This window comes from Bacillus sp. CGMCC 1.16541 (assembly GCF_003184905.1).
In the GTDB taxonomy this organism is placed as follows: Bacteria; Bacillota; Bacilli; order Bacillales; family Bacillaceae_H; genus Priestia.
In genome coordinates this window covers 1-25,217 of record NZ_QFRU01000037.1, presented here as the reverse complement: position 1 = coordinate 25,217, position 25,217 = coordinate 1, and the positions used below count along the sequence as shown (strand labels likewise).

The 25,217-nt window shown below is 40.5% G+C and carries 27 protein-coding genes and 1 pseudogene; 8 read left to right on the top strand and 20 right to left on the bottom strand.

The window, feature by feature from the left end; translation table 11 throughout:
• Positions 1–101: 101 nt before the first annotated feature.
• Both DIS06_RS19010 and DIS06_RS19005 read right to left on the bottom strand, forming a co-directional pair.
• Positions 102–590 (bottom strand): endolytic transglycosylase MltG, encoded by a 489-nt coding sequence (locus DIS06_RS19010; RefSeq protein ID WP_110114814.1) that lies wholly within the window; start codon positions 588–590, stop codon positions 102–104.
• Positions 587–967, bottom strand: a complete 381-nt coding sequence (locus DIS06_RS19005) for a hypothetical protein (RefSeq protein WP_110114813.1) — start codon at positions 965–967, stop codon at positions 587–589. Before DIS06_RS19005 ends, DIS06_RS19010 begins: the two co-directional genes overlap by 4 nt.
• A gap of 582 nt (positions 968–1,549) precedes the next feature.
• Here DIS06_RS19005 and guaC point away from each other — a divergent pair.
• On the top strand, positions 1,550–2,533 hold the full coding sequence (gene guaC / locus DIS06_RS19000) for a GMP reductase (RefSeq protein WP_110114812.1): 984 nt from the start codon (positions 1,550–1,552) through the stop codon (positions 2,531–2,533).
• Between the two features lie 281 nt (positions 2,534–2,814).
• On the opposite strand, the gene DIS06_RS18995 is transcribed toward guaC, so the two are convergent.
• From DIS06_RS18995 to DIS06_RS18935, 13 genes are all read right to left on the bottom strand, one after another.
• Positions 2,815–2,994 (bottom strand): hypothetical protein, encoded by a 180-nt coding sequence (locus tag DIS06_RS18995; RefSeq protein ID WP_110114811.1) that lies wholly within the window; start codon positions 2,992–2,994, stop codon positions 2,815–2,817.
• 81 nt (positions 2,995–3,075) lie between these two features.
• Positions 3,076–4,050: an anti sigma factor C-terminal domain-containing protein gene (locus DIS06_RS18990; protein WP_162596035.1), complete on the bottom strand. Its 975-nt coding sequence runs from the start codon at positions 4,048–4,050 to the stop codon at positions 3,076–3,078.
• A complete protein-coding gene (locus DIS06_RS18985; protein WP_110114809.1) occupies positions 4,034–4,546 on the bottom strand; it encodes an RNA polymerase sigma factor in 513 nt (170 codons plus the stop codon). The genes DIS06_RS18990 and DIS06_RS18985 overlap by 17 nt, the downstream gene beginning before the upstream one ends.
• A gap of 266 nt (positions 4,547–4,812) precedes the next feature.
• Positions 4,813–5,556: a hypothetical protein gene (locus DIS06_RS18980; RefSeq protein WP_110114808.1), complete on the bottom strand. Its 744-nt coding sequence runs from the start codon at positions 5,554–5,556 to the stop codon at positions 4,813–4,815.
• Positions 5,557–5,740: 184 nt separating this feature from the next.
• A complete protein-coding gene (cntE, locus tag DIS06_RS18975) occupies positions 5,741–6,916 on the bottom strand; it encodes a staphylopine family metallophore export MFS transporter CntE (RefSeq protein WP_110114807.1) in 1,176 nt (391 codons plus the stop codon).
• A 19-nt stretch (positions 6,917–6,935) separates the two neighbouring features.
• Positions 6,936–7,676, bottom strand: coding sequence for an ABC transporter ATP-binding protein (locus DIS06_RS18970; protein WP_110114806.1), 741 nt, complete (start codon positions 7,674–7,676; stop codon positions 6,936–6,938).
• On the bottom strand, positions 7,676–8,482 hold the full coding sequence (gene cntD, locus DIS06_RS18965; protein WP_110114805.1) for a staphylopine uptake ABC transporter ATP-binding protein CntD: 807 nt from the start codon (positions 8,480–8,482) through the stop codon (positions 7,676–7,678). The genes DIS06_RS18970 and cntD overlap by 1 nt, the downstream gene beginning before the upstream one ends.
• Position 8,483: 1 nt before the next feature.
• Entirely contained in the window at positions 8,484–9,380 is an 897-nt protein-coding gene (gene cntC / locus DIS06_RS18960; RefSeq protein WP_110114804.1) for a staphylopine uptake ABC transporter permease subunit CntC, read from the bottom strand.
• Positions 9,381–10,313: a nickel/cobalt ABC transporter permease gene (opp1B, locus tag DIS06_RS18955; protein ID WP_110114803.1), complete on the bottom strand. Its 933-nt coding sequence runs from the start codon at positions 10,311–10,313 to the stop codon at positions 9,381–9,383.
• A gap of 117 nt (positions 10,314–10,430) precedes the next feature.
• Positions 10,431–12,035, bottom strand: a complete 1,605-nt coding sequence (cntA, locus tag DIS06_RS18950) for a staphylopine-dependent metal ABC transporter substrate-binding lipoprotein (protein ID WP_481746893.1) — start codon at positions 12,033–12,035, stop codon at positions 10,431–10,433.
• A gap of 94 nt (positions 12,036–12,129) precedes the next feature.
• Entirely contained in the window at positions 12,130–13,428 is a 1,299-nt protein-coding gene (locus DIS06_RS18945) for an opine metallophore biosynthesis dehydrogenase (protein ID WP_110114802.1), read from the bottom strand.
• A gap of 29 nt (positions 13,429–13,457) precedes the next feature.
• Positions 13,458–14,252: a class I SAM-dependent methyltransferase gene (locus DIS06_RS18940; RefSeq protein WP_110114801.1), complete on the bottom strand. Its 795-nt coding sequence runs from the start codon at positions 14,250–14,252 to the stop codon at positions 13,458–13,460.
• Between the two features lie 21 nt (positions 14,253–14,273).
• On the bottom strand, positions 14,274–15,107 hold the full coding sequence (locus tag DIS06_RS18935) for a histidine racemase CntK family protein (protein ID WP_110114800.1): 834 nt from the start codon (positions 15,105–15,107) through the stop codon (positions 14,274–14,276).
• A 235-nt stretch (positions 15,108–15,342) separates the two neighbouring features.
• Between DIS06_RS18935 and DIS06_RS18930 the strand changes: the two genes are divergently transcribed.
• From DIS06_RS18930 to DIS06_RS18920, 3 genes are all read left to right on the top strand, one after another.
• Positions 15,343–15,588, top strand: a complete 246-nt coding sequence (locus tag DIS06_RS18930; protein WP_110114799.1) for a hypothetical protein — start codon at positions 15,343–15,345, stop codon at positions 15,586–15,588.
• A gap of 152 nt (positions 15,589–15,740) precedes the next feature.
• Positions 15,741–16,187 carry a VanZ family protein gene (locus DIS06_RS18925; protein WP_110114798.1) on the top strand — a complete coding sequence of 149 codons (447 nt, stop codon included), beginning with the start codon at positions 15,741–15,743 and terminating at the stop codon, positions 16,185–16,187.
• A 255-nt stretch (positions 16,188–16,442) separates the two neighbouring features.
• Positions 16,443–18,365, top strand: coding sequence for an S-layer homology domain-containing protein (locus tag DIS06_RS18920; RefSeq protein WP_110114797.1), 1,923 nt, complete (start codon positions 16,443–16,445; stop codon positions 18,363–18,365).
• 32 nt (positions 18,366–18,397) lie between these two features.
• Here the strand turns inward: DIS06_RS18920 and DIS06_RS18915 are convergent, their stop codons facing one another.
• The 3 genes from DIS06_RS18915 to DIS06_RS18905 form a co-directional block, all read right to left on the bottom strand.
• Positions 18,398–18,670, bottom strand: a complete 273-nt coding sequence (locus tag DIS06_RS18915) for a barstar family protein (protein ID WP_481746892.1) — start codon at positions 18,668–18,670, stop codon at positions 18,398–18,400.
• 173 nt (positions 18,671–18,843) lie between these two features.
• Positions 18,844–19,293: a ribonuclease domain-containing protein gene (locus DIS06_RS18910; RefSeq protein WP_481746891.1), complete on the bottom strand. Its 450-nt coding sequence runs from the start codon at positions 19,291–19,293 to the stop codon at positions 18,844–18,846.
• Between the two features lie 327 nt (positions 19,294–19,620).
• Positions 19,621–19,893 (bottom strand): barstar family protein, encoded by a 273-nt coding sequence (locus tag DIS06_RS18905; protein ID WP_162596034.1) that lies wholly within the window; start codon positions 19,891–19,893, stop codon positions 19,621–19,623.
• 219 nt (positions 19,894–20,112) lie between these two features.
• Here DIS06_RS18905 and DIS06_RS18900 point away from each other — a divergent pair, with 219 nt between their 5' ends.
• Both DIS06_RS18900 and DIS06_RS20265 read left to right on the top strand, forming a co-directional pair.
• Entirely contained in the window at positions 20,113–20,391 is a 279-nt protein-coding gene (locus DIS06_RS18900) for a hypothetical protein (protein WP_110114794.1), read from the top strand.
• Between the two features lie 11 nt (positions 20,392–20,402).
• Positions 20,403–20,558: a hypothetical protein gene (locus tag DIS06_RS20265; RefSeq protein WP_162596033.1), complete on the top strand. Its 156-nt coding sequence runs from the start codon at positions 20,403–20,405 to the stop codon at positions 20,556–20,558.
• 48 nt (positions 20,559–20,606) lie between these two features.
• Here the strand turns inward: DIS06_RS20265 and DIS06_RS18895 are convergent, their stop codons facing one another.
• Together DIS06_RS18895 and DIS06_RS18890 are read right to left on the bottom strand one after the other, a co-directional pair.
• On the bottom strand, positions 20,607–21,788 hold the full coding sequence (locus DIS06_RS18895) for a hypothetical protein (RefSeq protein ID WP_110114793.1): 1,182 nt from the start codon (positions 21,786–21,788) through the stop codon (positions 20,607–20,609).
• Between the two features lie 24 nt (positions 21,789–21,812).
• Positions 21,813–22,673 (bottom strand): YiiX/YebB-like N1pC/P60 family cysteine hydrolase, encoded by an 861-nt coding sequence (locus tag DIS06_RS18890; RefSeq protein WP_110114792.1) that lies wholly within the window; start codon positions 22,671–22,673, stop codon positions 21,813–21,815.
• A 661-nt stretch (positions 22,674–23,334) separates the two neighbouring features.
• On the opposite strand from DIS06_RS18890, the gene DIS06_RS18885 reads away from it, so the two are divergent.
• Positions 23,335–24,606 (top strand): S8 family peptidase, encoded by a 1,272-nt coding sequence (locus DIS06_RS18885; RefSeq protein WP_110114791.1) that lies wholly within the window; start codon positions 23,335–23,337, stop codon positions 24,604–24,606.
• Positions 24,607–24,985: 379 nt separating this feature from the next.
• Positions 24,986–25,159 (top strand): annotated as a pseudogene (locus DIS06_RS18880) (alpha/beta fold hydrolase); the annotation flags it as partial.
• Positions 25,160–25,217: the final 58 nt, after the last annotated feature.

The following is a 25,217-nucleotide window of genomic DNA, read 5'->3' as shown; positions in this document are numbered from 1 at the left end:
GGGCTACGCCCTTCACACGATTGAAGTAGGGGTATCCTTGCCGATTTAAGATGAATACAAAAAAGAAGCACCTCCCTAAGAGATCCTTCTTTTTGATTCATCTACTTTTTAAAAATCACCGCGATGATTTCGTCTGTTGTCATGCCGCTTTCGACTTCGTATGTGCCTGGGCGCAAGTTATTTTGAACGCCTCGGCTTTCAACGTATTTGTAGAATTTAAAGCCACTGTCAACGATTTTCGCTTGTTGGAGTACACGTCCGACATCAACGGCTGTCATCCCGTTCGTTACGTTAATGAGGGTGCGATAGACGACTTCTTTTTCTTCTTCAGGCTTTTGTTCGTCTTTCGCTGGTGTTTCTGCTTTCGCTTCGGCTAATTGCTTGTTCCATTCGTCTTTTGTTTGAATCACAAAGCCTTTGTCCTCTAGCTGCACTTTCATCTCTTCTTCAGATAAAGTCTTCCCTTCTGGTTCGGTTGCTTCTTTCGTCGTTGTCGCTTCAGATGATGGACTCAAAAAATAGACAGCACTCATCGCTGTGGCTGCGACGAACAGACCGAATGCGAAGCTACGCATCGAATTTGGTGTCATCGTGCCATCGAGCCCCTTTCATTGCGCTCTTTCGTATATGGCGCTAAAATTTGTTCCACTTCTTCTGGTGTAAACTCTTTGACGCGTGCAGCAATCGTTTCCATTGAATACCCGCGTGTCTGCATGTCAATCATATTGCGAAGCACTTGACGCTCTGGAGAATTGACCGCTAACGCACCTGTTTGTTGAGCGGTAATCGCTTCGTCAATTTCAATCGCCCGAATGCGATCTTGAAGCTCATTCACTTCTTTTCCAACAGACAACGTCACTTGTTCGAGTTGTTCTTCTATTTTTGATGTTGCTTTTTTTGTTTGAGAAAATGACAAAAGAAGCAGTATAATCGCTGCACCAAATAAAATGGCAATCAAAATCCCCACTGTAAATCCTCCCTTATCTATGTATCAGTCCATGTATTCATGTTGAATTATACCGTGATAATCGGCACATTTCGACTCATAACGACAAAATCAACCGATAGTCCTACCATCGTGACCGAAGACCTTATCGTTTCTCCTTCTTGTTTATACCACAAAAAGCGAAAAAGCGCTTGTAATTTACACAAAACGCCGTGAATATTGAGGTTTACACTTCGATTATTTCTGCATCAAGATAAGAGAAAAACGGGAGTATCTCGTATTCCTTTCCATTTTTTTCATCCGTGATAAAAAACACTTCTTCTCATGATGACGTTATCTTTTCAATCATTTTTTCTTAAAACACGAACAATAAAGTGTTTACAAAATTATAAAGTTCGTTTAAAATCAAATTTGTGCTGAAGTGAATGAGGAAACATCATTCGTATATGGCTAGATACAAAACCTAGTCGTTTCAACCCGGAGCCGAAAACACCGAACGATCATTGGGTGGGTTGATTCTGCTCATTGTGAAGTAGGATGTTTTGCTGCTTTGAGGTTTTTACGAACATCACAATTAAAATTATTTCTTTAGGGGTGTATAGCATGGAAAATGTATTTGATTATGAAGATATTCAGTTAATTCCTAATAAATGTGTCGTGAACAGCCGTTCTGAGTGTGACACAACAATCACACTAGGTGGTCGTCAATTTAAACTTCCAGTTGTACCTGCAAACATGCAGACAATTATTGATGAAAAGATTGCACTTTACCTTGCTGAAAACAATTATTTTTACATTATGCACCGCTTCGAGCCTGAAAAACGCTTAGCATTTGTGAAAAATATGCAAGAACGTGGTCTTTACGCATCGATTAGTGTCGGGGTAAAAGAAGACGAATACCCATTTATTGAAGAGCTTGCACAAGCAGGAATTACGCCTGAATTTATCACAATTGACATTGCACATGGTCATTCCAATGCTGTCATCCGTATGATTCAACATATTAAAACACACTTACCAGAGAGCTTTGTCATCGCAGGGAATGTCGGGACGCCTGAAGCAGTACGTGAGCTTGAAAATGCAGGTGCTGATGCGACAAAAGTGGGGATTGGTCCTGGTAAAGTTTGTATCACAAAAATCAAAACAGGCTTCGGAACAGGAGGCTGGCAGCTAGCAGCTCTTCGCTGGTGTGCAAAAGCCGCAACGAAACCGATTATTGCAGATGGTGGAATCCGCACACACGGTGACATCGCAAAATCAATCCGCTTCGGTGCATCAATGGTGATGGTTGGTTCCCTATTTGCTGGACATGAAGAGTCACCAGGGGAAACAATGGAGATCGAAGGCAAACTTGTGAAAGAATACTTTGGTTCTGCTTCTGAATTCCAAAAAGGTGAAAAGAAGAACGTCGAAGGTAAGAAAATGTACGTGGAACATAAAGGACTTTTGCAAGACACATTAACAGAAATGGAACAAGATCTTCAATCATCGATTTCATACGCAGGTGGAACGACATTAGATGCAATCCGTCATGTGGACTACGTCATTGTGAAAAACTCGATTTTTAATGGTGATAAAGTGTATTGAGTTGTCATCTTTCAGTGAAGAAACAACAAGCTCCAAGGCCAATTAAACGGCTTTGGAGCTTTCTTCTCTTTTTACACATTTTTATCTACACATTATGAGGCTGGGATATAAGTGTTTCAGCCGATAAGACATCCGAACTATTCATATAATAACATGTTGCAACTTTTACTAGAACGAAAGCACACAAAAAGCCCCCGCTACTGCAGAAGCTTTGTCTATTGATTAATCACATGTGTTCAATCGTAGAGAACGACTGAAATCCATTTCGCTACCTACCTTCTCTAATGCGTCCCAACCAATCCATACATCAACACAATCAGAAAAAGAAACGTCAAAAGTGCTCCAATCATCGTTTGATTATGCGTATCTTTTCCTTGATGCAAATTCTTCAACAAGCCAACTAGATTCCAAAACCACAAAACGCCTAAAAGCGGAATAATGACTAAAAATAAAATCAACATCCCTTATAACCCCCTATAGATTTCCATCTTATTCTATATTCTAATGTAAACGGTAGGGAGTTAGGTATAAAATAATTCCTTTTAATACTCACTCGTCGTCGCCCCAAGCGCTGCACCACGAATCATCGGGACGTCGTTGTATGCTTGTAAATCTTCAGGTTTTCCAGTCACGACGACGCCGATGATGGCGACATCGTTCTCTTCAAGCTTCTTGCCACTACCGTTCGTTAACGTATTGTAGAGTTCATCTGCTTGTTCTTGATAATTCCCACCGTCTTCTTTCAGCATGTCTAGCATCGAGATAAACGACTGACTAGACGCCTTTGCATCACTATTCAAATAACGAAAGCCGTAAGCCCTGTCACCAATTGTGGTGGAGTTATGAGGAAACATGTCATCTCCGTTTAACTCATTTTCTTCCTTGATTCGTTCCTCGGTAAAAGTATCGACCCAAAACCATGCGAGGTCGTTTTTGAACACCTTTTCGACTTCTTCTATTTTATACGCTTTGTCAAATGAAAACGCCATCTCGACAACGTCGTTCTCATCCACATTCTTCAACAATTCGCGATCGTCAAACACCTTTTTGTACGTAACCTTTGGATGATAAAATTCAATCACTCGCTCGCCTTCAAAATACATCGGAATGCGCTCCGCATCAACGCTACCGGTTCCGCTCGGTCCATCAGTTGTGACGAGTCGTGACGTACCGAAAACGGTAAATACTTTTTCACGTTCTCCCCACGGAAGCGGAACGCCATTGACGTGCTTGATGATTTTCGTTTTCGTTGTCGCGGAAAGAGCCGAGTAGTTATACGATGTGCCTTGTTCTTCTACATTCGCGCCTCGAATCATATTCCACGCTGAATCCATCCTTGTTTCTTTCTCCATCTTCTTCAGCATCACAAAATTTCCAACATAATAAAGCCCAAACACCACAACGACACTCACAATCAACGAAATGACAATCATTTTGATGAGTGAACGACGTCTCGCTTTCTTAACGAGCTGTTCAAAATCGGTGTCTTTTGGTAAAAACTCATGGTCGTTGCTCATATTCATTCCTCCCATATTCTTCTATGAATTGTTGTCGTGCTCGGTACAAACTCGTTTTAATGGACGCTTCTTTCATGTCATAAAGCTGTGCAATTTCTGTAATCTTTAGACCCGTACTATATTTCAAGAGTAAGAGTTCACGACTTTTCGGCGTCAGTTTCTGAAGAACCACTTGAATGCTTTTCCCTAACTCACTTTGTAACAACTGCTTTTCCGGTGTGTTCTCCTCCAGCAACTCTTCAAGGTTAAACGTTAACCATACATTCTTACGTCTCGTCTGCTTTCGCGTCATATCGTAATACTGATTAATCGCCACTTTAAACAACCAACTTTGAATGTTTGTCGTTTTGATTGAATCCATGTATCTCAAAAACTTATACGCTGTCTCTTGAATCACGTCTTCTGCATCTTCTTTTGACGCGCCCATTTTCATTAAATACGCATACACAAATGCTAAACGTTCATTCAGCTTTTTCCCCAATATGGAATCATTCATCTCAGACCTCCCACCTTTATAACGAACAACGAAGGAAAAGGTTAACAAAAATAGATAAATTGATCTAACGAATTAGACATAACGGAAAGAATGTTATGTCTAATTCGTTAGGTGGATCTTTGTAAGAAGATTCAAAGATGTATTGTTTACCGTTCATAAAGTTCTTTTCTGCAATGCTGAATCTCACTGTATATGAACATACAAAAAACCACCATGCACAACTTATCCGATGCGTGGCGGCTTTTACTTGTTACTTCCACTCTATTTTATTCGGTGGATTTCGTGGCTTTTCTGATACGGAAATAGACAACAAGGAAGATCATCCCTAGCACCAGCATGCCAAACGGGAAGATAAACGGAAAGACTAGTGAAGGGTACCTTTCCCATGCATCTGTGTAATAGCCAAGGCGATGATGAGCCATCGTGCCTGAATTGAGTAGTTCTGTTTGCAACGCGTTACGTTCAGAGATGTTAAACTGTTCACGTTTCACCTGACCGTCTTCCTCTATTGTATAAAGCGCGTACGTTAATGTTTCTGATGGTGCCATGCCAACGATATCGCCGTTTGGCTTCTCTTTTGGTAATTCTTTTGTTTTCTTTAACACGACCATCAATTGGGTTTTCTCACTTTTCTTCTCTTTTATCATGAAATAACCGACGTCCCCATGATAGCGATTGAGCCCTTCTTCCGCTACTCTGATTGGATATCCTTTTAAGTTATCGATTTCCTGTCCATTTAGTTTGACCGCTAAATCTCCGATGCCAATTGTATTACTCCAAGGATCTTGATACTGTTCCTCTTCTGTTAGCGTTTCCTCGATCTCAATTACATGGTTTTCAAATTGAAACGTTGAATCTGTAGGGGGAAAACCTTCGTTTATATTGGTAACGGTATAATTCCCTCTCATCTGTTGATCATGAACAACTTCCACGACCATTTTCGCAGCTAGTGGGAAGGACGTTAAAAAGAGGATCGTACCAATCAACAACAAAAAGAGCCTTTTTTTCATCTGACATTCACCTCTCCCTATTCGTCGCCTTGTCTATCAATCTATGAACACGTTCTAGACGACTCTTTATTTTACCACAGATATTCCAAATACTCCCACACAAAAAAAGCCACCATGCACAGCTTGTCCGGTGCGTGGTGACTTCTACTTGTTACTTCTTATTTACTTATGCATTCACTTCTACTTATCCAATAAACATCTTTCTTCGGTCATACGCAAACAACACCATGACAGCCCCTAGTCCAGCGCAAATCATGTACATAAAGGAGTATGAAAAGAAATCGGCAAGTGGGCCCATCATGACACCACCGAGGGAAACACCTAAATCAGCGGTCGCAATAAACAGCCCGAGCAATACATTGCGATTTGCTTTTGGTAGCACGAAACTTAAATAAGTCGTGAGTGTTGGATAGATTAATGCTTGCGCAATACCCATCAGTACCGCTCCTGCATAAAAGAACAGCACGCCCCCTGTCACAGAGAAACTCACACATTGAGCGGCGAGGGCGAGAAGAAACATCGTTCCCATCATAAAAGAACGGTGCCACTTCCCGTCCGATGGAATGTGCTTACGTAAAGTGAAACGTGCACCTACAACCGTGGCAGCTTGGATCATTAAGTATACCCCCGCATTTCCACCTGGCACTTCACTGGCATACAGGGGAATAAACGTCGTCACTGCTCCAAATATCACGGATGAGACGAGCATGAGGATGCTGCATTTAAATAAGAAAGGATTGCGTACCAGCTCACCAAATGAAGCCGACATCTTCGGTGGAGTGGCATTCGGTTTGGCTTCTTCTTGCTTAGGTTCCATTTTCGCACTATACCCAACAAGCCCTGTCACCAACGCAATTCCGATCATCGCATACGTAAAGGAATCCATGCCGCCTTGCCACATGCTTAACGCAAGTAATGGACCGAGAATTCCTGGTATGTAGGAAAACAAGGAATACAGCGAAATTCCTTGTGAACGGTCTTCTTCAGGTAACGCATCAATGATTCCAATTTGCAAGGCCATCGAGAAAAAAGCGGTCGACACCCCTTGAAGCATGCGCGCGACAAAGTACCCTCCTAATCCTGTAAATGGATAAAGAACTAATGCCACACCATTTACGATTAAAATCGTTCGAAGCACTTTAATCGGGCCATGCTTTTGAATCAGCTGACCAGCAAAGGGACGGAAAAACATCGTCGTAAACAAATACGCCCCCATGATGATTCCAATTGTTGTATTTGTTGCACCTAGCGCTTCTCCTTGTAGCGGAATGATCACATTTAAAATAGCGTTCGCACTAAAATAGAGAAGCACCAACACATATAAGCGTAAAAACGGTAACGATAACGCTCCTGTTAACACTGGCTCTCCTCCTGTTCAATTAAAAGGTAATTAATGTATGAAGTAGCTTTTTGGCATAGTCAGACTGCACGTTGCTTAATTCCTCAACAGCAATCGTTTCTTCCACTTGTCCGTCTTTAAAGATCAGCAACCGGTCACAAATATACGCAGCCGCTTGCAGGTCATGCGTAATAAACACATAGCTCATCTTGTAACGACTTTTTAGTTCTTTTAGTAAGTCGAGAATTTGCACTTGAATCGATACATCTAACGAACTAATCGCTTCATCAAATAAAATGCATGACGGTTCTGTCGCAATCGCTCGTGCAATGCAAACACGTTGTACTTCTCCACCCGATAGCTCATGTGGATACTTTCGTTTATACGAAAGCGGTAGCCCGACTTGTGTAAGCAATGAATCGACTTTCGCTTTATCGTGTTGATTCATTAGTCGCAAAGGCTCCATAATTGCTTCTTCAACCGTTAAAAACGGATGAATCGATGAACGATAATCTTGAAAGACGACGCTCATATTGCCTAGTCGAACATGACGATTGCTCACGTTCTCCCCATGTAAAAGCACCTGTCCGCGGTCTGGCTTTTCGACCCCAATCAACATGCGTCCAAGCGTCGATTTCCCACTTCCACTTTCGCCAATAATACCAAGACACTCGCCCATCTCACACGTAAAGCTCACATTTTTCACAACTTGCTGTTTCTTCTTTCTGAGCCAACTTCCGGTTTCATATGCTTTTTCCACATTTTCTACTCTTAATCCCATCATGCTCTCCCCATCACCTTGTTAAAATGATTACTTAATGCAAGTCGAGTGGACACTAAATAGTTTGTATAGTCATGCGTTGGATTTGAAAACACCGCTTGTGTGGGGCCTTGCTCAACAATATGGCCATCTTTCATCACCACCACGTCATCGGCAATCTTTTTGACGACGCCTAAATCGTGTGAGACGAATAAAATGGCACATCCGACTTGTTCACGCAGCTCTCTGAATTGTTCGACCACCTCAAACTGTGACACCGTATCAAGTGCTGTCGTTGGTTCATCGGCAATAACAAGATCCGGTTTTAAGACAAGCGCTAACGCAATCATGATCCGCTGCAGCATCCCACCTGACAGCTGATGAGGATAGGTATTCATAATCGTCATTGGATCTTTTAACATCACGCGCTCCATTGCTTCACATAACGCTTCATTGCGCTCTTGCTTACTCCAATGAACATGCTCCGATAACGTTTCATGCAAATGCACGCCAACAACACAAGAAGGATTGAATGCGCTCATTCCGTTTTGAACAATCATCCCCATTTGTCGACCGCGCTTTTTTCGCATCTCTTTTTCCGGCAAGGACGAGAGATTTTCACCTTTAAAATAAATGTCACCCGATTGACGCAGGGAAGACGGATTCAACTTCATGATGGCTCGGCACGTGACCGACTTTCCACTTCCACTTTCTCCGACAATCGCAAGACAACTCCCTGCCTTCACTTGAAACGAGCTATGATGTACAAGCGTTTGTCCGGTCTTTTCATCCCATACGGATAACTCATTCACTTCAATAACATTCACGTTACTTCGCCACCTCTTTTTCACGGAATTTGACAGTTGGACGCATCTTTTTTAGCGCGGGGACATTCGTTGCTTTTGTTAGCGCTGGATTTAAGGCGACTTGAAGGGAATCCGCTAAGAAGTTACAAGCAGATACGACAATCACAATTGCAATCCCAGGCGCTAACATCAGCTCAGGTTTTGTAAACATGACCGTTCTCGCTTCGTTCAACATCATCCCCCACTCTGGATTTGGTGCTTTCATGCCTAATCCAAGAAACGATAACCCAGAGATTTGTAGAATCATTGACCCAATCGAGCTACTTGCCACTACCGCAATGTCCGATAAGGTAACCGGTAAAAGGTGTGTGCGAATAATGCGATGGGACGGCGTTCCGATTGCTTTTGAAAACGTGACGTACTCGGATTCGGTGTACTGCATGACCGACGTACGAATTACACGAGCAAACCACGCCCATTTCATAAACACAAATGCAAGAAGGATATTTTCTAACCCCACACCTAACACCCCAACAATCGCAAGCGTCATCACATAAACAGGAAACGATAGCATCACATCGCACATTCTCATGATGACCGCATCTACCCATCCTTTAAAATATCCAGCGATAAAACCGAGCACCGTTCCGATAAAGACAGATAAGATAAGTGCGACCAGTACCCACAACACGCTAGGTCGAATGCCGTATAGTAACCTAGATAATACACACCGACCGAGATGATCATTGCCAAACCAATACTCAAGAGAAGGTGCTGCGTACCGAAGTTTCATATTGATAGCGAGTGGATCATGCGGTGCGATGAACGGAGCAAATATACCAAGTAGGAAGGTAATCAGTAAGATCCCCAATGAAACAATCCCTACTTTATCTTGACGTAACCGTTGCATAAACGTCATTTATTTCCCCACCCTTATCTTTGGATTAAGTGCTGCTTGTAAAATGTCTGAAACCGTATTAAAGAAAACAAATGCCACCGCCATCAGTAGCACGTACGCTTGAATCACAGGAAAGTCACGACTTAAAATAGCATCCACGCTTAAACTCCCTAACCCCGGCCACGCAAACACATTTTCAATGACAACCGTTCCTCCTAAAATGATGGGAATCGCCATACAAAAGATCGAAATCGCAACTTGAAGAGAGTTTCGTAACACATGCTTCGTAATCGTTTTTTCTTGTAATCCAGACGCTCTTCCGTACAACACATAATCTTTGTTTAGTTGACTAAGCATCGAGCTTCGAACGTTTCGGAAGTACAGACCAATGTAACTAATTGAAATCACAAACACAGGGAGAATGTAGCTTTCATACGAGTCCATGCCACTTGTCGGTAGTAAATCAAGCTTAACCGATACGTACCAAATCATCATCGCCCCTACCCAATAAGCAGGAACCGCTGTAAAAAAGAACAAAACTCCTCGAATCGATTGATCAAGAAAACTTCCTGCTTTTAGCGCACATAACACACCAAGCGCAATCGATAATGTAATGATGACGACAGAAGAAACGAGCGTCAGCTTTAACGTATTCCAAAACGCAGGGCCAATTAGTGACCACACTGACTCATTTTTTACATACGATTCGCCAAAGTCTAATTGTAAGCACGCCGCAAGCCAATTGACGTAACGAACGAATAATGGATCATTTAAACCAAGCTCTTCCTTCGTTTGTTCAAGCAATTCATCCGTAATAACCGGTACTTCTTGTGCTTGAAGAACAAGCTTCGCTGGATCTGATGGCGAAAAACTCACCAGAACAAAGGTTAAAAACGAAATAACAAGTAACAGTGGCATCGCAAGCAACAATCTCCTTGCAATATAAGCACCCATCCGTTCCACTCCTTTCTTTCACATCCCTACACACGTTTAACAAGAAACATCCCTTGCCGATTGTTCCATTGACGTACATACACAATGTCGGAAAGGGATGTGACAAACGAAGTTGACTTATTCAAAATACATCTGTTCAAACGGTAATTCGTATTGCGTTTGCTTGAATGAAATGCCTTTTAACTCTTTCGGTGCGACCACTGTAACATGACCATTTGTGAGCGGAATAAACACCGCTTCGTCGTGGACCATCGTTAAAATATCCGCGTAAAGGTTTTTTCGTGTTTCTTCATCTTGTGACACTAAAACCTCGGACATTTTTTGGTACATTTCTTCAGCCTTTGCCATTCCTTTTGTTGTATGTAGGTACGAAGCCTCTGATTGGAATGCGTTCACAGTACTTTGCGGATCATACGCCAGACCCCATGTTTGATTGAACAGCAAATCATACTCACCCGTTGCACGACGGTTCGCAATGGAGGTCGATTCTTCCCCAATAATGTCTAGTTCCATACCAATTTCTTTGACAGAGCTTTGGATAAATTCAGCTTGTGTTTTTTGGGATGGTGAATTGGCATCATAGTAGAGTTTCATCGCCAGTGGCTTTCCGTCTTTCTCTCGTACAGCCTGACCATTTTCTGCTTTCCATCCTGCTTGTTCGACTAATGCTTCTGCTTTTTTCACATCGTATGGACGCTTAGTCAATTTCAAATCTGCATAGTTGACGTTCGCAGAAAACAGCGTCTCTGCGACTGTTTCTTTTCCATCTAAAATGTCTTCACTAATCGTTTTGCGATCAATCGCATACCAGATGGCTTCGCGCACTTCTTTTTCACTCACAGGGCTTTCTTTCTTGCTGCTGTTTGCAACAATCATCTTCGTGTTCATTTCTTTACTTTGCACCACTTGGTAATCACCTGAAGCTTTCAGTTGTTCAACCGCATCCGTGTTCATGCTGTCTGCTCCGCGGTCATCGGTAAACGTCATGTTTACTTCCCCTTTTTGAAGTGCTAAAAACGTCGTTTCCCCTGCAGGTAATACTTTCGCTTTTATCGTTTTAATTTTCGGTTCGCCACCCCAATATGACTCGTTCGCTTCAAACGTTGCGGATTGATCGACTTTATGTTCTTTCAGCGCATACGGACCCGTCCCGTGATAGCCGCTAACACCATCTTTTGTTTCACCGTTTTTAAAATCCTTTGGTGAAAGAAACACGTACGGTCTTGTCATTGATAACTCAACAAGTGTTGGGTAGTAAGGCTCTGATAAGACAAGCTCCACCGTAAACTCATCCACCACATTCACGCTCACGATTTTATTCGACAACTGAATCCAAGAATGCTTTTCTTTGTTGCGTTGCACCGCTTCGATGTTCGCTTTTACGGCTTCTGCATTAAACGGCTCACCATCGTGAAACGTCACATCGTCTCGCAAATGAAACGTGTACACTTTCCCATCTTCAGAAATATCCCACGACTTGGCGAGTAATGGCTTAATGCCATCTTCTGTGTTTTCAACTAAAGATTCATACACTTTCCCTTGAGCAGGCATAGAACCTGGATACAAGTGCGGGTTCATGTCATTAATGTCTTTTGCCATCGCATACACAAGTTCATCTTGCTTTTTTTCAGTTGAGCTGCTTGAATCTGCCGAACATGCGATAAGCATCGTGCACGCCATCAATGAAATCGCTGCTCCTTTTAATCGTGTTTTCATTGTCATTTTGTTTTCCCCTTTTCGTTTTCATTCCGTATAACCTATGCTTGAAAATAAGAAAGATAACGCTTTTCAATTTTTTCATACGTAAAAACAATGTTTATGCTTGTTCTGTTAACTCCTCACATATACGCTCAATGTCAGACGCAAAATCTTGAACGAAAAACGCCTCTGACAACGCTTCTTCTTGATGAGTGTGAGCTGTCTCCATTCGTTTTTGCTCGTACGTATTAATAAATAAATCAAGCGTTGGACAATCCACTTCAACATGTCGTGCAATTCCTTGAATTATCTTGATCCGGTAATAATCCTCTTTTGGCATCCGTGGAATATCAAGTTTCCCTTCTTGATTCGTAAAAATCGTACGAATGGGAACGGCTGAAAAGTCGAAATACCTTCCCTCTTCATCCGGCTCCGAAAATGGATCAATAAGTAAAGAAGCATAACGAACATAAAGGGAATATTCTTGATGAATCGCCTCTAATTCCGTGAACTGATCAATGTCTTCACGAGCTAAGCTCTCAGGTCGAATCGGGTAATTGTCATCAACCATAAATTTTAATAAATTGACACCCTCAATGCCGAGCTTCGCTAAAACCGCCATCATCTCTTTCCACTGCGCTAGCATATTGCGAATAAGCGGTTGGGTAATCGGTCCTTCTGGGTACAGCTTATACACATGCTTTCTCGTCTTTATCTTTTTAAAGATGACATCGAGTGAGAATTCATTCATAAAAAGCGGTGGATGAACGTAAAGAGAAATGTTTCGTGTTTCAGCTTCCATGGGTGATTTCATCACTTCTAAGTGGATGCCTAACGTACTGTACAACTGACAAAGCGCTTGAACATTAACCGTAAAACCGTGTGTCGAGCCCATAAACGTCTTCTTTTTCTTTCCCGTCGTGATTACTTCGTTAGACGGTTTATCTCCTATCCACCTTGTATCTCCGTAGTACGTCGAAAAACTAATGACTTCTACATGTAAGCCGAGACTTCTCATGTAATTAGTGACTAAACTATTCGAGCCAAAGGTTGGTGAAATCAAGATGATACAACGTACTTGTTTCAATACTTCTACATCTAGTTTCGTTAACACATCCATGTAGGCATCTGTGGTCACAGAAAGCATCAATGTATCCCAGCTACCTTGAACCGTTTCGTAGCCTTGAAACAACTGATCAACAAAACATTCTCCCTTCATTGCCTCATGTTGCTCGTTTTGAACATGTGCGCGAAGTAAATGGTTGTGCTTCACGACCGCTTCAAAGAAAGACTCCGATCGCACAGAAAAGCGTCCGACCATCCCGACTTCACTGTTCATGCGTTGCTTCAAGTGAACCGCGAGCTGTACGGATGCGGGACCTGTTCCTGCTACTAATACACGTTGAAAGTTGTTCATACATTCCCTCCCTCTCTTAAACTAGCAAGCTATGATTTTTTATATAACGCAATATCAAACACTTGATGCGAGCGCCACACATTATCAACTAAAGTCCACTTTTTCTCATCTACTTCTTGCATTGGATAATTAAAAAGTGATTTGACTTCATTGCCATATCTCATCGCAACGACAACATCGTCATTTGTAAGCGTATGTAGTTGATCTAAGATGTCATATTTACAATTAACAGTTGAACTAAAAATGATATGAGTCATATCGTGAATAGTTGGAAGCTCTTCCACTGTGACCCTTTCAAGCTGAATGGGTAAACCTTCACCTAGCTCCTGAACGACACGACGCCCTAGCTCAATCGCTTCGTCATCAATATCAATACCGATCACTTCCGCTCCTGTTCGTCTTGCAATTAATAACGGTGTCATCGGAAATGCTCCCGAACCGACTAATAATACTTTAGACGAAGACGTGACTTCAAACTGACCAAATTCTTCTTCAATACACGACTCGATGTTTTGAAAGTAATCTGTTTTTCCCTTTTGTCCTTCTAACAACTTCATCGCTCGGTGCTTTTCCATAATGGTGACACAACGCGCTGATTTTGCTCTTGCTTCTTCTATTGCTTGAGTGAATGAATCAGAAGGTTGTTTCATCACGTTGTTCCACTCTTCTTTATACGCCTGATTCGTCACGAACGTCGCGTAATCATCCATCACCTTCTCAAGTTCCGCCAGCTGTGTCATTTTATGAGCCTGTTCTGGTGCAAGCTCATCAAATGCTCGGACAAACTCTACGACTTGTTCTTGAAGAGACATCACTGTTTTCATCTGCTCCACTCCTCTTTTCTTCTATACGTCCACAAACGCTTTTCCTTGTGCCACAATCCCAACTGATCCTTCAATGGTAAGGCTTGTTAGTTGTTCCTCATGACAAGCAGCCGTCACACGAATGGTTCCACCTGGTTGATGAATATGTGCCTCTACGCTTCGTTTCTCTTTCCACGCAAGATACGCACCGATTGAAGCCGTTCCTGATCCACATCCTCGTTCCCAAATCAAACTATCCACATTTGGAACATAAATAAGCGGTGCCAGTTCGTTTGATTTCACTTGATAGAGTAATACACCGATTAACTGTGCACCTAGTGTGACACCAAGTAGTTTGGCGAGTGATTCAGCTTGCTTTTTCACTTCATCATGAAAGGTTTCGACTTCAATGACAAGATGAATGAACCCTCTGTACCTCACAATGACAATCGCTAATTCCATCCCTTCATACTGAATGAGACGTTCCTCAAGTTGCTCAGGAATCGGCATACTCACTTGACAATGATACGTATCTTGTTTGCGCTTTACGTGGCACGTAACAAGTTCGTCTGTTCCTGATGTTTCTAACACCACATCGGTTTGGTCATCTAGCTGTAATCCTTTTTCAGAAGCTAAAAAAGCAGCTAACGCCATACATGCATTGCCACAAAATTCCCCGCCTGCCATCTGCAAATGAGCAGCTGCTTTATGCGTAACAGGACGTTCAATAAAACCGACTTGTTCCGCATACACGTTGTCATATGCCATCATTTTAGAGGCAATGCGTGTGTGCTCCTTCATCGAGTGTTCTGTCTTCACTAAAATCGTCATGTTTTGAGTTGGATTACACTTAATAAAATCAATTTCTTGAATCATCTCAAATCCCTCTCGGTTTATAGATTGAAAATCATAACGATTACGATTTACAAAAGGTAGAATATAACAGAATGCATACAATGTCAACGATAAGTTACACCTTTATGTATATCAATGCCAATAAATACTGTCATACATCCACACATTCATCGTACAAAATAAAAAGAGGATGGGGCATAACGACTGTCTCATCCTCCTAGTTACTGTGATATGATTCCTATGAGGTGAATGAATCATGAACAAATTCAGCGTTTTATCATTTTTAACAGTCATCGTCAGCATTTTATTTTTCTTTGCGTTTCGTGGACCAAATGCGGATTTAAACGTAGGAATCATCGCATTCAGCATCCTATCTATCTTTGGCATTGTTTTTGCGATTTTGTCAAAGAAATGGGGAACAGGAATCATTGCCGGACTACTCAATGGGGCTGTGTTGATATTTGCTTACCTATTACTGCTTGCGAAAGGAATTGGTGGGTGAGAAAATAACATCATAAAATCAAGACGCAACAACGAGCAAAGGGTAATATGAAAGTTATTGAATGACTAGTTTTATTGATAGAAGAGAATTCTTTACATGTTCGATCTTTTCTCATACAATAAAACACAGGTTTAAATAGGAAAGGATTTACAATGAAACGTATTTTACTAGTGTTTCTTCTATTAAGTATTGCTCACTTCTCCCATACTCCACACTTAAAAGTCACAGACCCAACGAGTTGGTTTAATGAATCCAATTGGGATCATGATTCATCTGTTGTCGAGATTTTAGCACCAGATAGTGAGTTTTATCACGCTTATGAATATAAATTTGGAGCCGAGTTTGTGCTACGCAAACTTGCACATATTACCTTTTTCGGACTTGTTGGGCTGTTATTTCTAGTCAATGTAAAACAAAATCGATTCAGGTATCTCAAAGCATTTGTGTACACCGCTCTTTTCGCTTTCTCTGACGAACTTCATCAAGCATTCGTTATCGGTCGTGACGGTCGGATGTGGGACGTGATATTAGATTCTGTAAGTGGATTGGCGTTTTTAATTGGCTATTTTATGCTGACGAAGTGGCGGAAAACGTATTAGTGATCTATCTTATCTATTTAAAATGAGGCCTTGAACATTGACTAGTTTCAAGACCTCATTTTTTGATGTCATCATTCATGTTGAACTTCCATCTGTTACAGGTACTCTTTTTACTTCCATTCACCCACTTAATCGACTACTATTTTACAAAAAATAAATCTTTACTACCTATATCCATATAGTTATTTAGACTTATATTTGTTATAGTTTAATAGATGCTGTACCTAACAAACTATCAATGAATCGAGGTCATTTATGAACATCCAATCTAGACAAACACATAAAAAAAACATCATACTAGCTGCTACACTTATTAGTTCGTTAACCATAAGTAGCAATGTTGTATCTACAACTGAAGTGCATGCCATTCAATCTAACTATACTGCTCCAAGTAACGCTCCTTCTACTTTTAACGATTATGATTCAAACGCTTATTGGGCTGAATCCATGTCGTGGGCCATTCACCAAAACTTACTAAAAGGCTACCTAAATACAACACACCCCAAAACAGGTGTTGTGGGCAATTGGATCGTGCCGAATGGAACCTTAACAGAAGGACAATTTTTAACGATTCTTTTTCGCTACACTCACCCAAATGAAACGTTAACAGCACCAAAGAATTCACACTGGGCACTTCCTCAGTATCAGCTAGCAAAGACGTACAATCTTCCCACTCAAGCATCTTTAACTGATATGAACCGTGCAAATTCACCGATTTCACGTGGAGTAATGGCTCGTATTTTAGCTACACTTGATGCCAACACCAATGTATCAGAGCACTCCGCTATTCAATGGATGTACGAAAACGGGATTTCAACAGGCTACATGGATAAAAATGGGCGTTACCCAAAAACTCATCAGTCATTTGGAGCTGAAAATACATTAACGAGAGGGCAGATTGTCTCCTTTATTAAACGTTATCATGATGCAAAAGCGAATGGTGTGTTGAAGGCTCCACCGTCAGATACCTTTATTCATTCAGACGTATCTGTTAAAGCTAGCAAAGGTTTTGTTGGTGTAAATCCAACATCTGATTATTATTACGATAATTGGCTTGTGCCTTCTACCCGTTATTTCTTTACAGATCCACACAGACAACAACCACACATGCTGAGTGCTCTAGATAACACCATCCATGTTCAACATCTTAGCTCTTCTTTTGCGCGAACAGGGGAAACGAAGATCAAGATGGAACTACCTCTTTTTGGCGGGTTCCATGTGGGAGATGATGGATACTATTACATTGTGTTTGGTCAAAGTAACGAGGAAGAATCCAATACTAAAACTGTTTATCGCGTAGTAAAATACAATACTAACTGGGTAAAAGTAGCACATGTTGATGTGAAAGACGTGCATGTAGTTGAACCTTTTGCTGCTAGTAATGTCACAATGGCTAGTCAGAATGGAAAATTAGCCATCTACTCTGCTCGATTACGCTATTTATCAAAATATGATGGCCTCCATCACCAATCGAACATCCCTCTTCTTATCGATACGAAAAATATGGCTATACTACACAAAGGCGGGGAATGGCCAGATAACCATGTTAGCCACTCATTTGCCTCATATGTTCAATTGGATGGAGACGACATCATCTATGCTGATCATGGGGATGCGTATCCTCGTTCGATTGTGTTACAAGTGGAACGGAATCACGAGATAGAAAGACAAGTAGAGTTAATTACATTTCCAGGTGAAATTGGTGACAACTATACGGGCGGATATCTAGGTGGACTACAGACTTCTCCTTCTACATACCTTGTCACTGGTTCTGATTTAGCAAGGAATTCGAAACAAACCTTTGACTATGACACGCATAATGTGTTTTTAGGTGTTGTTCCAAAGAATGAAAGTAAAAAACAGAAAGTCATTTGGTTAACAAACCACACACCTGATAAACAAATTTCAATTGCTGAAACTCATCTTTGTAAAGTCAATGACAATACATTTGTTGTGTTATGGAAGGAACAAAAAAGCGAAGCAAATGAACAAACGACTTATTATGCAACTGTAGATGCAAACGGTACTCTCTTAACGAAGCCAACGAAATTAGCAAACATTCCATCACCAGGAAACATGATACCTCTTGTTCAAGGAAATACACTGACATGGTACGCTGTAGAAGAGGAAGACCAAAAGCCAGCTGCCGTTACCTTTTACACGTTACACATCAAGTAACAAAAAAACGATGAGCTCATCTCATCGTTTTTTTACTGCACGCTAAATTCTAATCCTTCTACTTCAGCTGCTGCATCACGAATCGTGTCCGCTGCAAACGTCGCTTGTTGACCGATTGCTTGTACACTTTCCTCAAAATGAATCCATGTAATGGTTAATGGCAGCGCGACATGTCCTGTCAAACAATCAAAAAGCGCATCTAAATTCTCCCCATAATAATCAGGGAAATCTAAGTTTGTTTTCAAATACTCATGTAGTTCCGCCATACTCGTAATCGCTTTTCCATCAATCATCAATTCGCGCACCATCATCTCTCCTTTTCGTCTCAGTTGTATCAGTTTTTGATTATTCTTTGCTTTTGACTGTTTCATACCTAAAGCGAATGTCGCCAAACCTTGTAAGAGGGGCGACATTCGCTTTAGTGTAACGAGTAATTGGTAACCAACATCTTTTCGTTACCAATCGCTCGTTACATCAATCAATACCAGCGTTGAAACGTTTTGTAGTGATCATTCGTCGTATAGTACAGTCCATCATTTGAATACACTACTCGCTGTGCACCGCGGCAACCTGACTTGTAGTACGCGTCCGCTTCATAATAGATACGACCTGATTTAGCAGGCAGTAATCCTTCACGGTTTTGGAACACATCGCCACCGATGCTATAGCCTGGTGCGACTGTCGCTAAGTTACATTGACTTGATACCCATCCAATGCTTTGTGCTTCACTTTTTGTAATGAAGTTAGCCGGAAGCTCACCGTATGTTTTTAAATACTCAATAATCCCTGCAAAGTCTGTTGGTGTTGCATAATAGCTAATGGCTGCTTCTGCTTTTTGAGGTTGCGTAAACGCTCCTGTTCCCCCAAATAAGAGCGCAAATACCATCGCAATTGACGCCAAAAATTGAACTGTACGCTTCATGTTCATCTCTGTTCCTCCTCTTATGTAAATGTGGACTACACGTTTATTTTATAAGAATTTGTTTCCAAGTAGTGTAAGGATTGGATGACATTTGTTAAGATTCTCCATACTTTGACACAGCTATATGACAAAATGAACAAGAAAGTGAAAAGAAAGTATAAATGTAAATGCTGATTTCTTCTATAGAAAGAAAACTGAATAAAAAATTGCCCCTCTTCATCATAGACACGACCAATCTAAGTTGACGATTAATGGTTCACAACATCCCTTCAGCAAGACTCCCTAAAAATGTTGGGCATAAAAAAAACGATGAGTTTCGCCTCATCGCTCTTTTTACTCTACTTCAAACTCTAATCCATCCACTGACTTCGCTGCATCTCTCATTCTACCCGCTGTAAAATTCGCTCGCTGTCCTAAACGATTTAAGCTTTCGTTAAAATGAAGCCATTTAATCGTCAGTGGTACCGTCACATGTTGAGTTAAGCAGTTAAATAATGAATCCATATTTGTATGATCATAATCTGGAACACCCAGCTGGTCTTTGACGTATTGATGAAGTTGTTCAATTGTGTGTAAATCCTTGCCGTTCAAAATCAATTCGGCCATCACAATGTCTCCTTTTTTCTTCATTTGTAGAAGTTCTTCTACTCTTTCATTGTACAAGAACTTTTGCCTTTTTAATGTAAGGATTTGATGACGATTGTTAAGGTTTTGTGTGCAGAAAGAATGACTGTAATGACCTCGTAAAAAAGTGGAGGGTTTGTAAATGACCACTTAACAAAGTGGTGAATATGATAAAATAAAGAAGAGAAAGGAGACTATCTTATGACCAAGCTCCCTTTAATTTCGTTCTTATCGTCCTTCTTATGTATAGGATTGTTCTTTATAAGTGCGACGTTAAGTATTGAATCTAACTGGCCTATTCACCCTCTATTGATTGTGTTGCTGTTAACAACGGGTGTCTTTTTTATGAGTCTCTTTAGCGTAGCAGGTGTATGTGATTGGAAGTCTAGCATTCAAAGTGTGAGTGCTATTGTATTAACATTAGGGCTAGCCATTTTTCTTTTGCTTGTGCTTAGCTTGGGCAGTTTAGGAACCTATTAGGAGGACTATCGATGAATGTAGTCGTAAAACAACAATTTGAACAGTTAGCATCAAGTGTTAAAAACGCAGAAGATACTAAAGCCTCTGCGTTTTTCTTGTATGTGATTTTGTTGTTTAAAAAGATCACATTTACCTTGTGTATTCAATTTTATCTATCTCTCATCTGAACTACTTATCCTCGGACACACTCTTTCTTCCTACTTAAAGCGTTTAGCTTACGTTGGACTTACTACAAAATCTAATAAATGGCTATTTTCCACAGGAATTTCTTCTTTTACTTTCAGTGTTTCATTGTCAATGACGAGTACACTCTCTTCTTTTTCATTCCTTTTCACGATGTATATCTCATTTCGAAGCACATCTTGATACAAGAAACGATAGTAGCTATTCGAATCAAAATCGGTAAGCGTCTTGAAGTGCGGCTCTACATCAAACGTTAAAATCCCAACAATGGAACCTTTTGTGGCGCTTTGGACTTGATATAATGCTCTTTTTTCATCTAGCAGCAACGGAGGACTGTCTTCACTATAAAACAAATCATCACTCGTCATACCAGTGAATGGCTCAAATATTTCGTAGTGAAAGTCCTTGTTGTAGACAAACAGCTTACCTTCATCACCAAGTATGTATGCATACTCACTCGTCGCATAAATCGGTGTTAAATCAGACGCTTCTTTTGGAAGCTCATACTGAACTGTTTGCTTCTCTACATCTACAATGCCAATTCCTGCATTTTCATAATCATTATCCTTATTCACTTGTCCGCTTGTGCCATAAATGACTTTGTTTTGAAACTGTAAAAGCGGTGACCACTTCGGAGCACGTCCGTATTCTGTTTCAAAGCTTTGTTGTGTCGAATAGTTCGATAACGATACATTAAACTCATTTGTCTCCACCTTCATATTTTGTTCTCCTGTTTTGTGAGAAACAAGCGTTTGAAACAATGTATCGCTTCCGTAGTGCATAATGTGATCAACACCGACTTCGTGCTGCTCATAGTCCACATTCACCTTTGTGAACGTACGGTTTTTTAAATGATACGTATAATAATAGTTATCAATGGTCGCCTCACCAAATAAAGAAATATACAAAATATCCGGATCCGTTGGTTTTTGGTGAACACTCATTCTCCTAAAATCCTCGTCCTTAATTTCATATTCACCTAGAACCTCGCCTGATTTAGTCACTTCTTTTACAACCGTATGTGGTTGAGACACACGGTCATCTGCAGGATAATAAAGTAAATACGTACCGGGCTCACGAGCCTCAACTGAAAAGCTTTCAATCCCTTGTACTGACACTCTTTCTGTACTTTTTGTTTGAAAGATAAAAAACATACTCACACTTGCGATGACTAATATTGTTAGTAAGATCCATCGTACGTTATTTTTTCTCATAAATCTCCCATCATGTTTAAGAAATTAAATTTTTCCAGGAAGTGTTGTACCCCATGTTTTTAATACACGTGTATTTGCATCCATTAAAATATCATCTGGAATAACAGCTAATAGCCCATCAATATAAAATGCTCGTGAAGACTGTAGGTTATAGCCTGCATGATCCCACTGCGCATTTGTTAATTTTGAACAATACCAAGCATCTGTAGACCAGATTGAAGTTTTTAATTTGTAAGGTTCGCCCACTTGATTTTTACCAAAATCTACTGCTTTTTTACGCTCTGTAGTTGTTGCGTTTGTTCCTAATTTTGTTGTCACTTTTAATTGTTTAATACCACTAGCACCCTTCCATAAATTACTACGGTTCCAGTGATGTACTTTTGCACCATTGTTTGCTGTCTTTGACGCTTCAATTACATAATAGTCTGTCGTAGATAAAACGGCTGTGTGTCCTGTAAATGATTTTTCGCCAATTGCGTTATTACTTCCACTACCATAATATAAGATATCTCCATAGCGCCAAGAAGTTGCCATGGCTTGCATTTCACCACCATTAAGGTACGGATCGGCTTTGATATCTAATTCACCAAGCTTATCACTTAGCTCTCTGTACTGATTTAGCTCGTAAAAGATATCTGTTTCCATTGAAGTTAAGTAGTCTTCAATATCGATATGAATTTGATTAACACGGTTGACAAAGGCATCCTGTTCTTCTTGTTCATATCCAACCTCTAATGCTAGTAACTCGTCGACTACTGCAATTTTCTTTTCAAATTCAGCTGTTATTAATCCTTCGTCTGAATTTCCTTCTTGTGCATAAGTATGAAAAGGACTAAGAATAAGACCAGTTAATACAAATGCTGCTATTGTTTTTTTAGCATTCATTTTAAATCCTCCTATTAATTTACTATTGTTTAATCTTTTAACCTTACATTTCTCCTTTCTTTCATTTTTCCTGAACACAAAAGTAAATATATACCAACTTATCAATTTAATTCAATAGTGATAAATACATTATTTTACAATTGTAATTTAAAGGACTTATTACCTAATGAAAGTTTGTGAACTACCTACTTTAGCAACATGAAACCCTTATTATTCGAGGTATTTATTTAGTTCACAAACCTGTCTATTTTATCTTCCATCTTTTACACTTTAAAATCAGCACACACCCCAATATAGGAATAAATTACCTATTTATCACCCTTTTTATCTATTATTCCTTTAATTATATTACCTTTTTACACACAATTCTGAATTTAAAATAAATAGCTTTGCATTTTTTATTTTGTGAACATTCTGTGTCAAAACCCTTTTGTAAAGATTGATAAGCTACTTTTAATATTTTTACACGTTTGTTATATAACTATAAGAATGGTGATTTTCTCCATCTTCTTTTTTATAATCAGATTACAACGTGACGGACAAGCTTATCCTTAAAACTACTAATCTATAAAAGAGGCGCTTCTTGTTTTAAGAGAAAGACATTCCACATCGTTCATCATGCAGTCATAGTTGAGAATGAGAAAGTGAGAGGAGAAAGAAAATGAAAAAGAAAAAAGTCATTAGTTCAGCTGTCCTTAGTTTAACGTTAGGGTTATCTGTTTTTGCAGGTAATACGTTCGCACAAGAAGTCGATGCGAAAAACGTAAAAGGCTTAGAAGAGTATCGCGTATTGATCCAAGGATCAAGCACAGAAAAGCAAAAAGTAAAAGCAGCACATGGTGCACGCTGGGACTTCAATGGTGAAGGATTCACAACAACCGTTAATGAAAAACAATATAACGCATTATTGAAAAACAAAAACTTAAAAGTAACCCAACTACAAGAAGTGCAATTAGACACACCAAACGAAGTGGGTCCTGTTAAAGCATTAGCTACTTACCCAAGCGCACAAGCTCCATGGGGCATTAAAGCAATCTACAATGATAGTACTGTTCAACGTACATCTGGTGGTAACGGTATTAACGTTGCGGTATTAGACACAGGTGTGAACATTAACCATATTGATTTACAAGGGAAAGCAGAGCAATGTAAAGATTTTACTCAAACGAGTGCACAAATCGTTAATAACTCTTGTACAGACCGTAACGGACATGGAACGCACGTAGCGGGTACCGTTTTAGCGCATGGAGGATCTGACGGAGCAGGTATTTATGGAGTAGCACCTGGTGCAGATTTATGGGCATACAAAGTGTTAACTGATAGCGGATCTGGTTACTCAGATGATATCGCCGCAGCAATCCGTCATGCAGCAGACGAAGCGACACGTACAGGGACAAAAACGATTATTAACATGTCTTTAGGATCCGCTAGTAAAGATACGTTAATCACAAATGCAGTTAACTACGCATACAGCAAAGGTGTTCTTGTTGTAGCAGCGGCTGGTAACGATGGGTACGGAAACAACACAATCGGTTACCCAGGTGCGTTACCAAACTCAGTAGCAGTAGCGGCATTAGAAAATGTTCAACAAAACGGGACATACCGTGTGGCGAACTTCTCTTCTCGCGGAAACCCAACAACAGCAGGTGACTTCGTGATTCAAGAGCGTGATGTTGAGTTATCAGCACCAGGTGCAGGCATTGAGTCGACTTGGTTCGATGGAAACTATAAAACAATTAGCGGTACGTCAATGGCAACACCACACGTAGCTGGTTTAGCGGCGAAAATTTGGGCATCAAGTCCATCTTTAAGTCATACACAACTTCGTACAGAGTTACAAAACCGCGCAAAATTAGTGGACATTAAAGGTGGATACGGAGCAGCAACAGGTGACGATCATGCATCTGGATTCGGCTTCCCACGCGTAAAATAAGGAACCTTTTTGACCGGAAACCAAACGAACGGTTTCTTCCCCCCTCTAAAAATAAAAGCGAGAATGTGCCCAAGCCAAGCACCATTCTCGCTTTTTCTTGTTATCTTTTATGATGGTTCCTTTCTAGTGATCGTGTTCAAATACCCTCATTTGCATATCACCTAATAAAAGTGACGACTAGTATACGACTACATTTACTACGCGAAACGTTATAATGAAGAAAGAAATCGATTGATGGTTAAGTATGTGAAAACTTAACGTGCACTTCTTTAACAATCAGAACCAGTCAGTTACAGAGACAACGAATTGAAAGCTGACTACATGAGAGGACGGAATGTCATGATGAAAGAAATGCTTGTGTAACTACAGACTTGTAAACTTTATATTAGTCGGTCACTCATTTGGTGGAGTGCCGATGCGAATGTATGCAACGAACTATGAGCATGACGTTTGTGGTCTTGTCTTGATTGACTCGACACCTGAAGATTACAGAGAACGATTTCTTCCAACGATGTCACAATCGTTTCAACAAGCCTACAATCAACAATTCGTTCGTCAACTACCCGCCACTTAACGCTCTTGCGAGCTGTTTGAAGTGGGGGCTTGCGTCT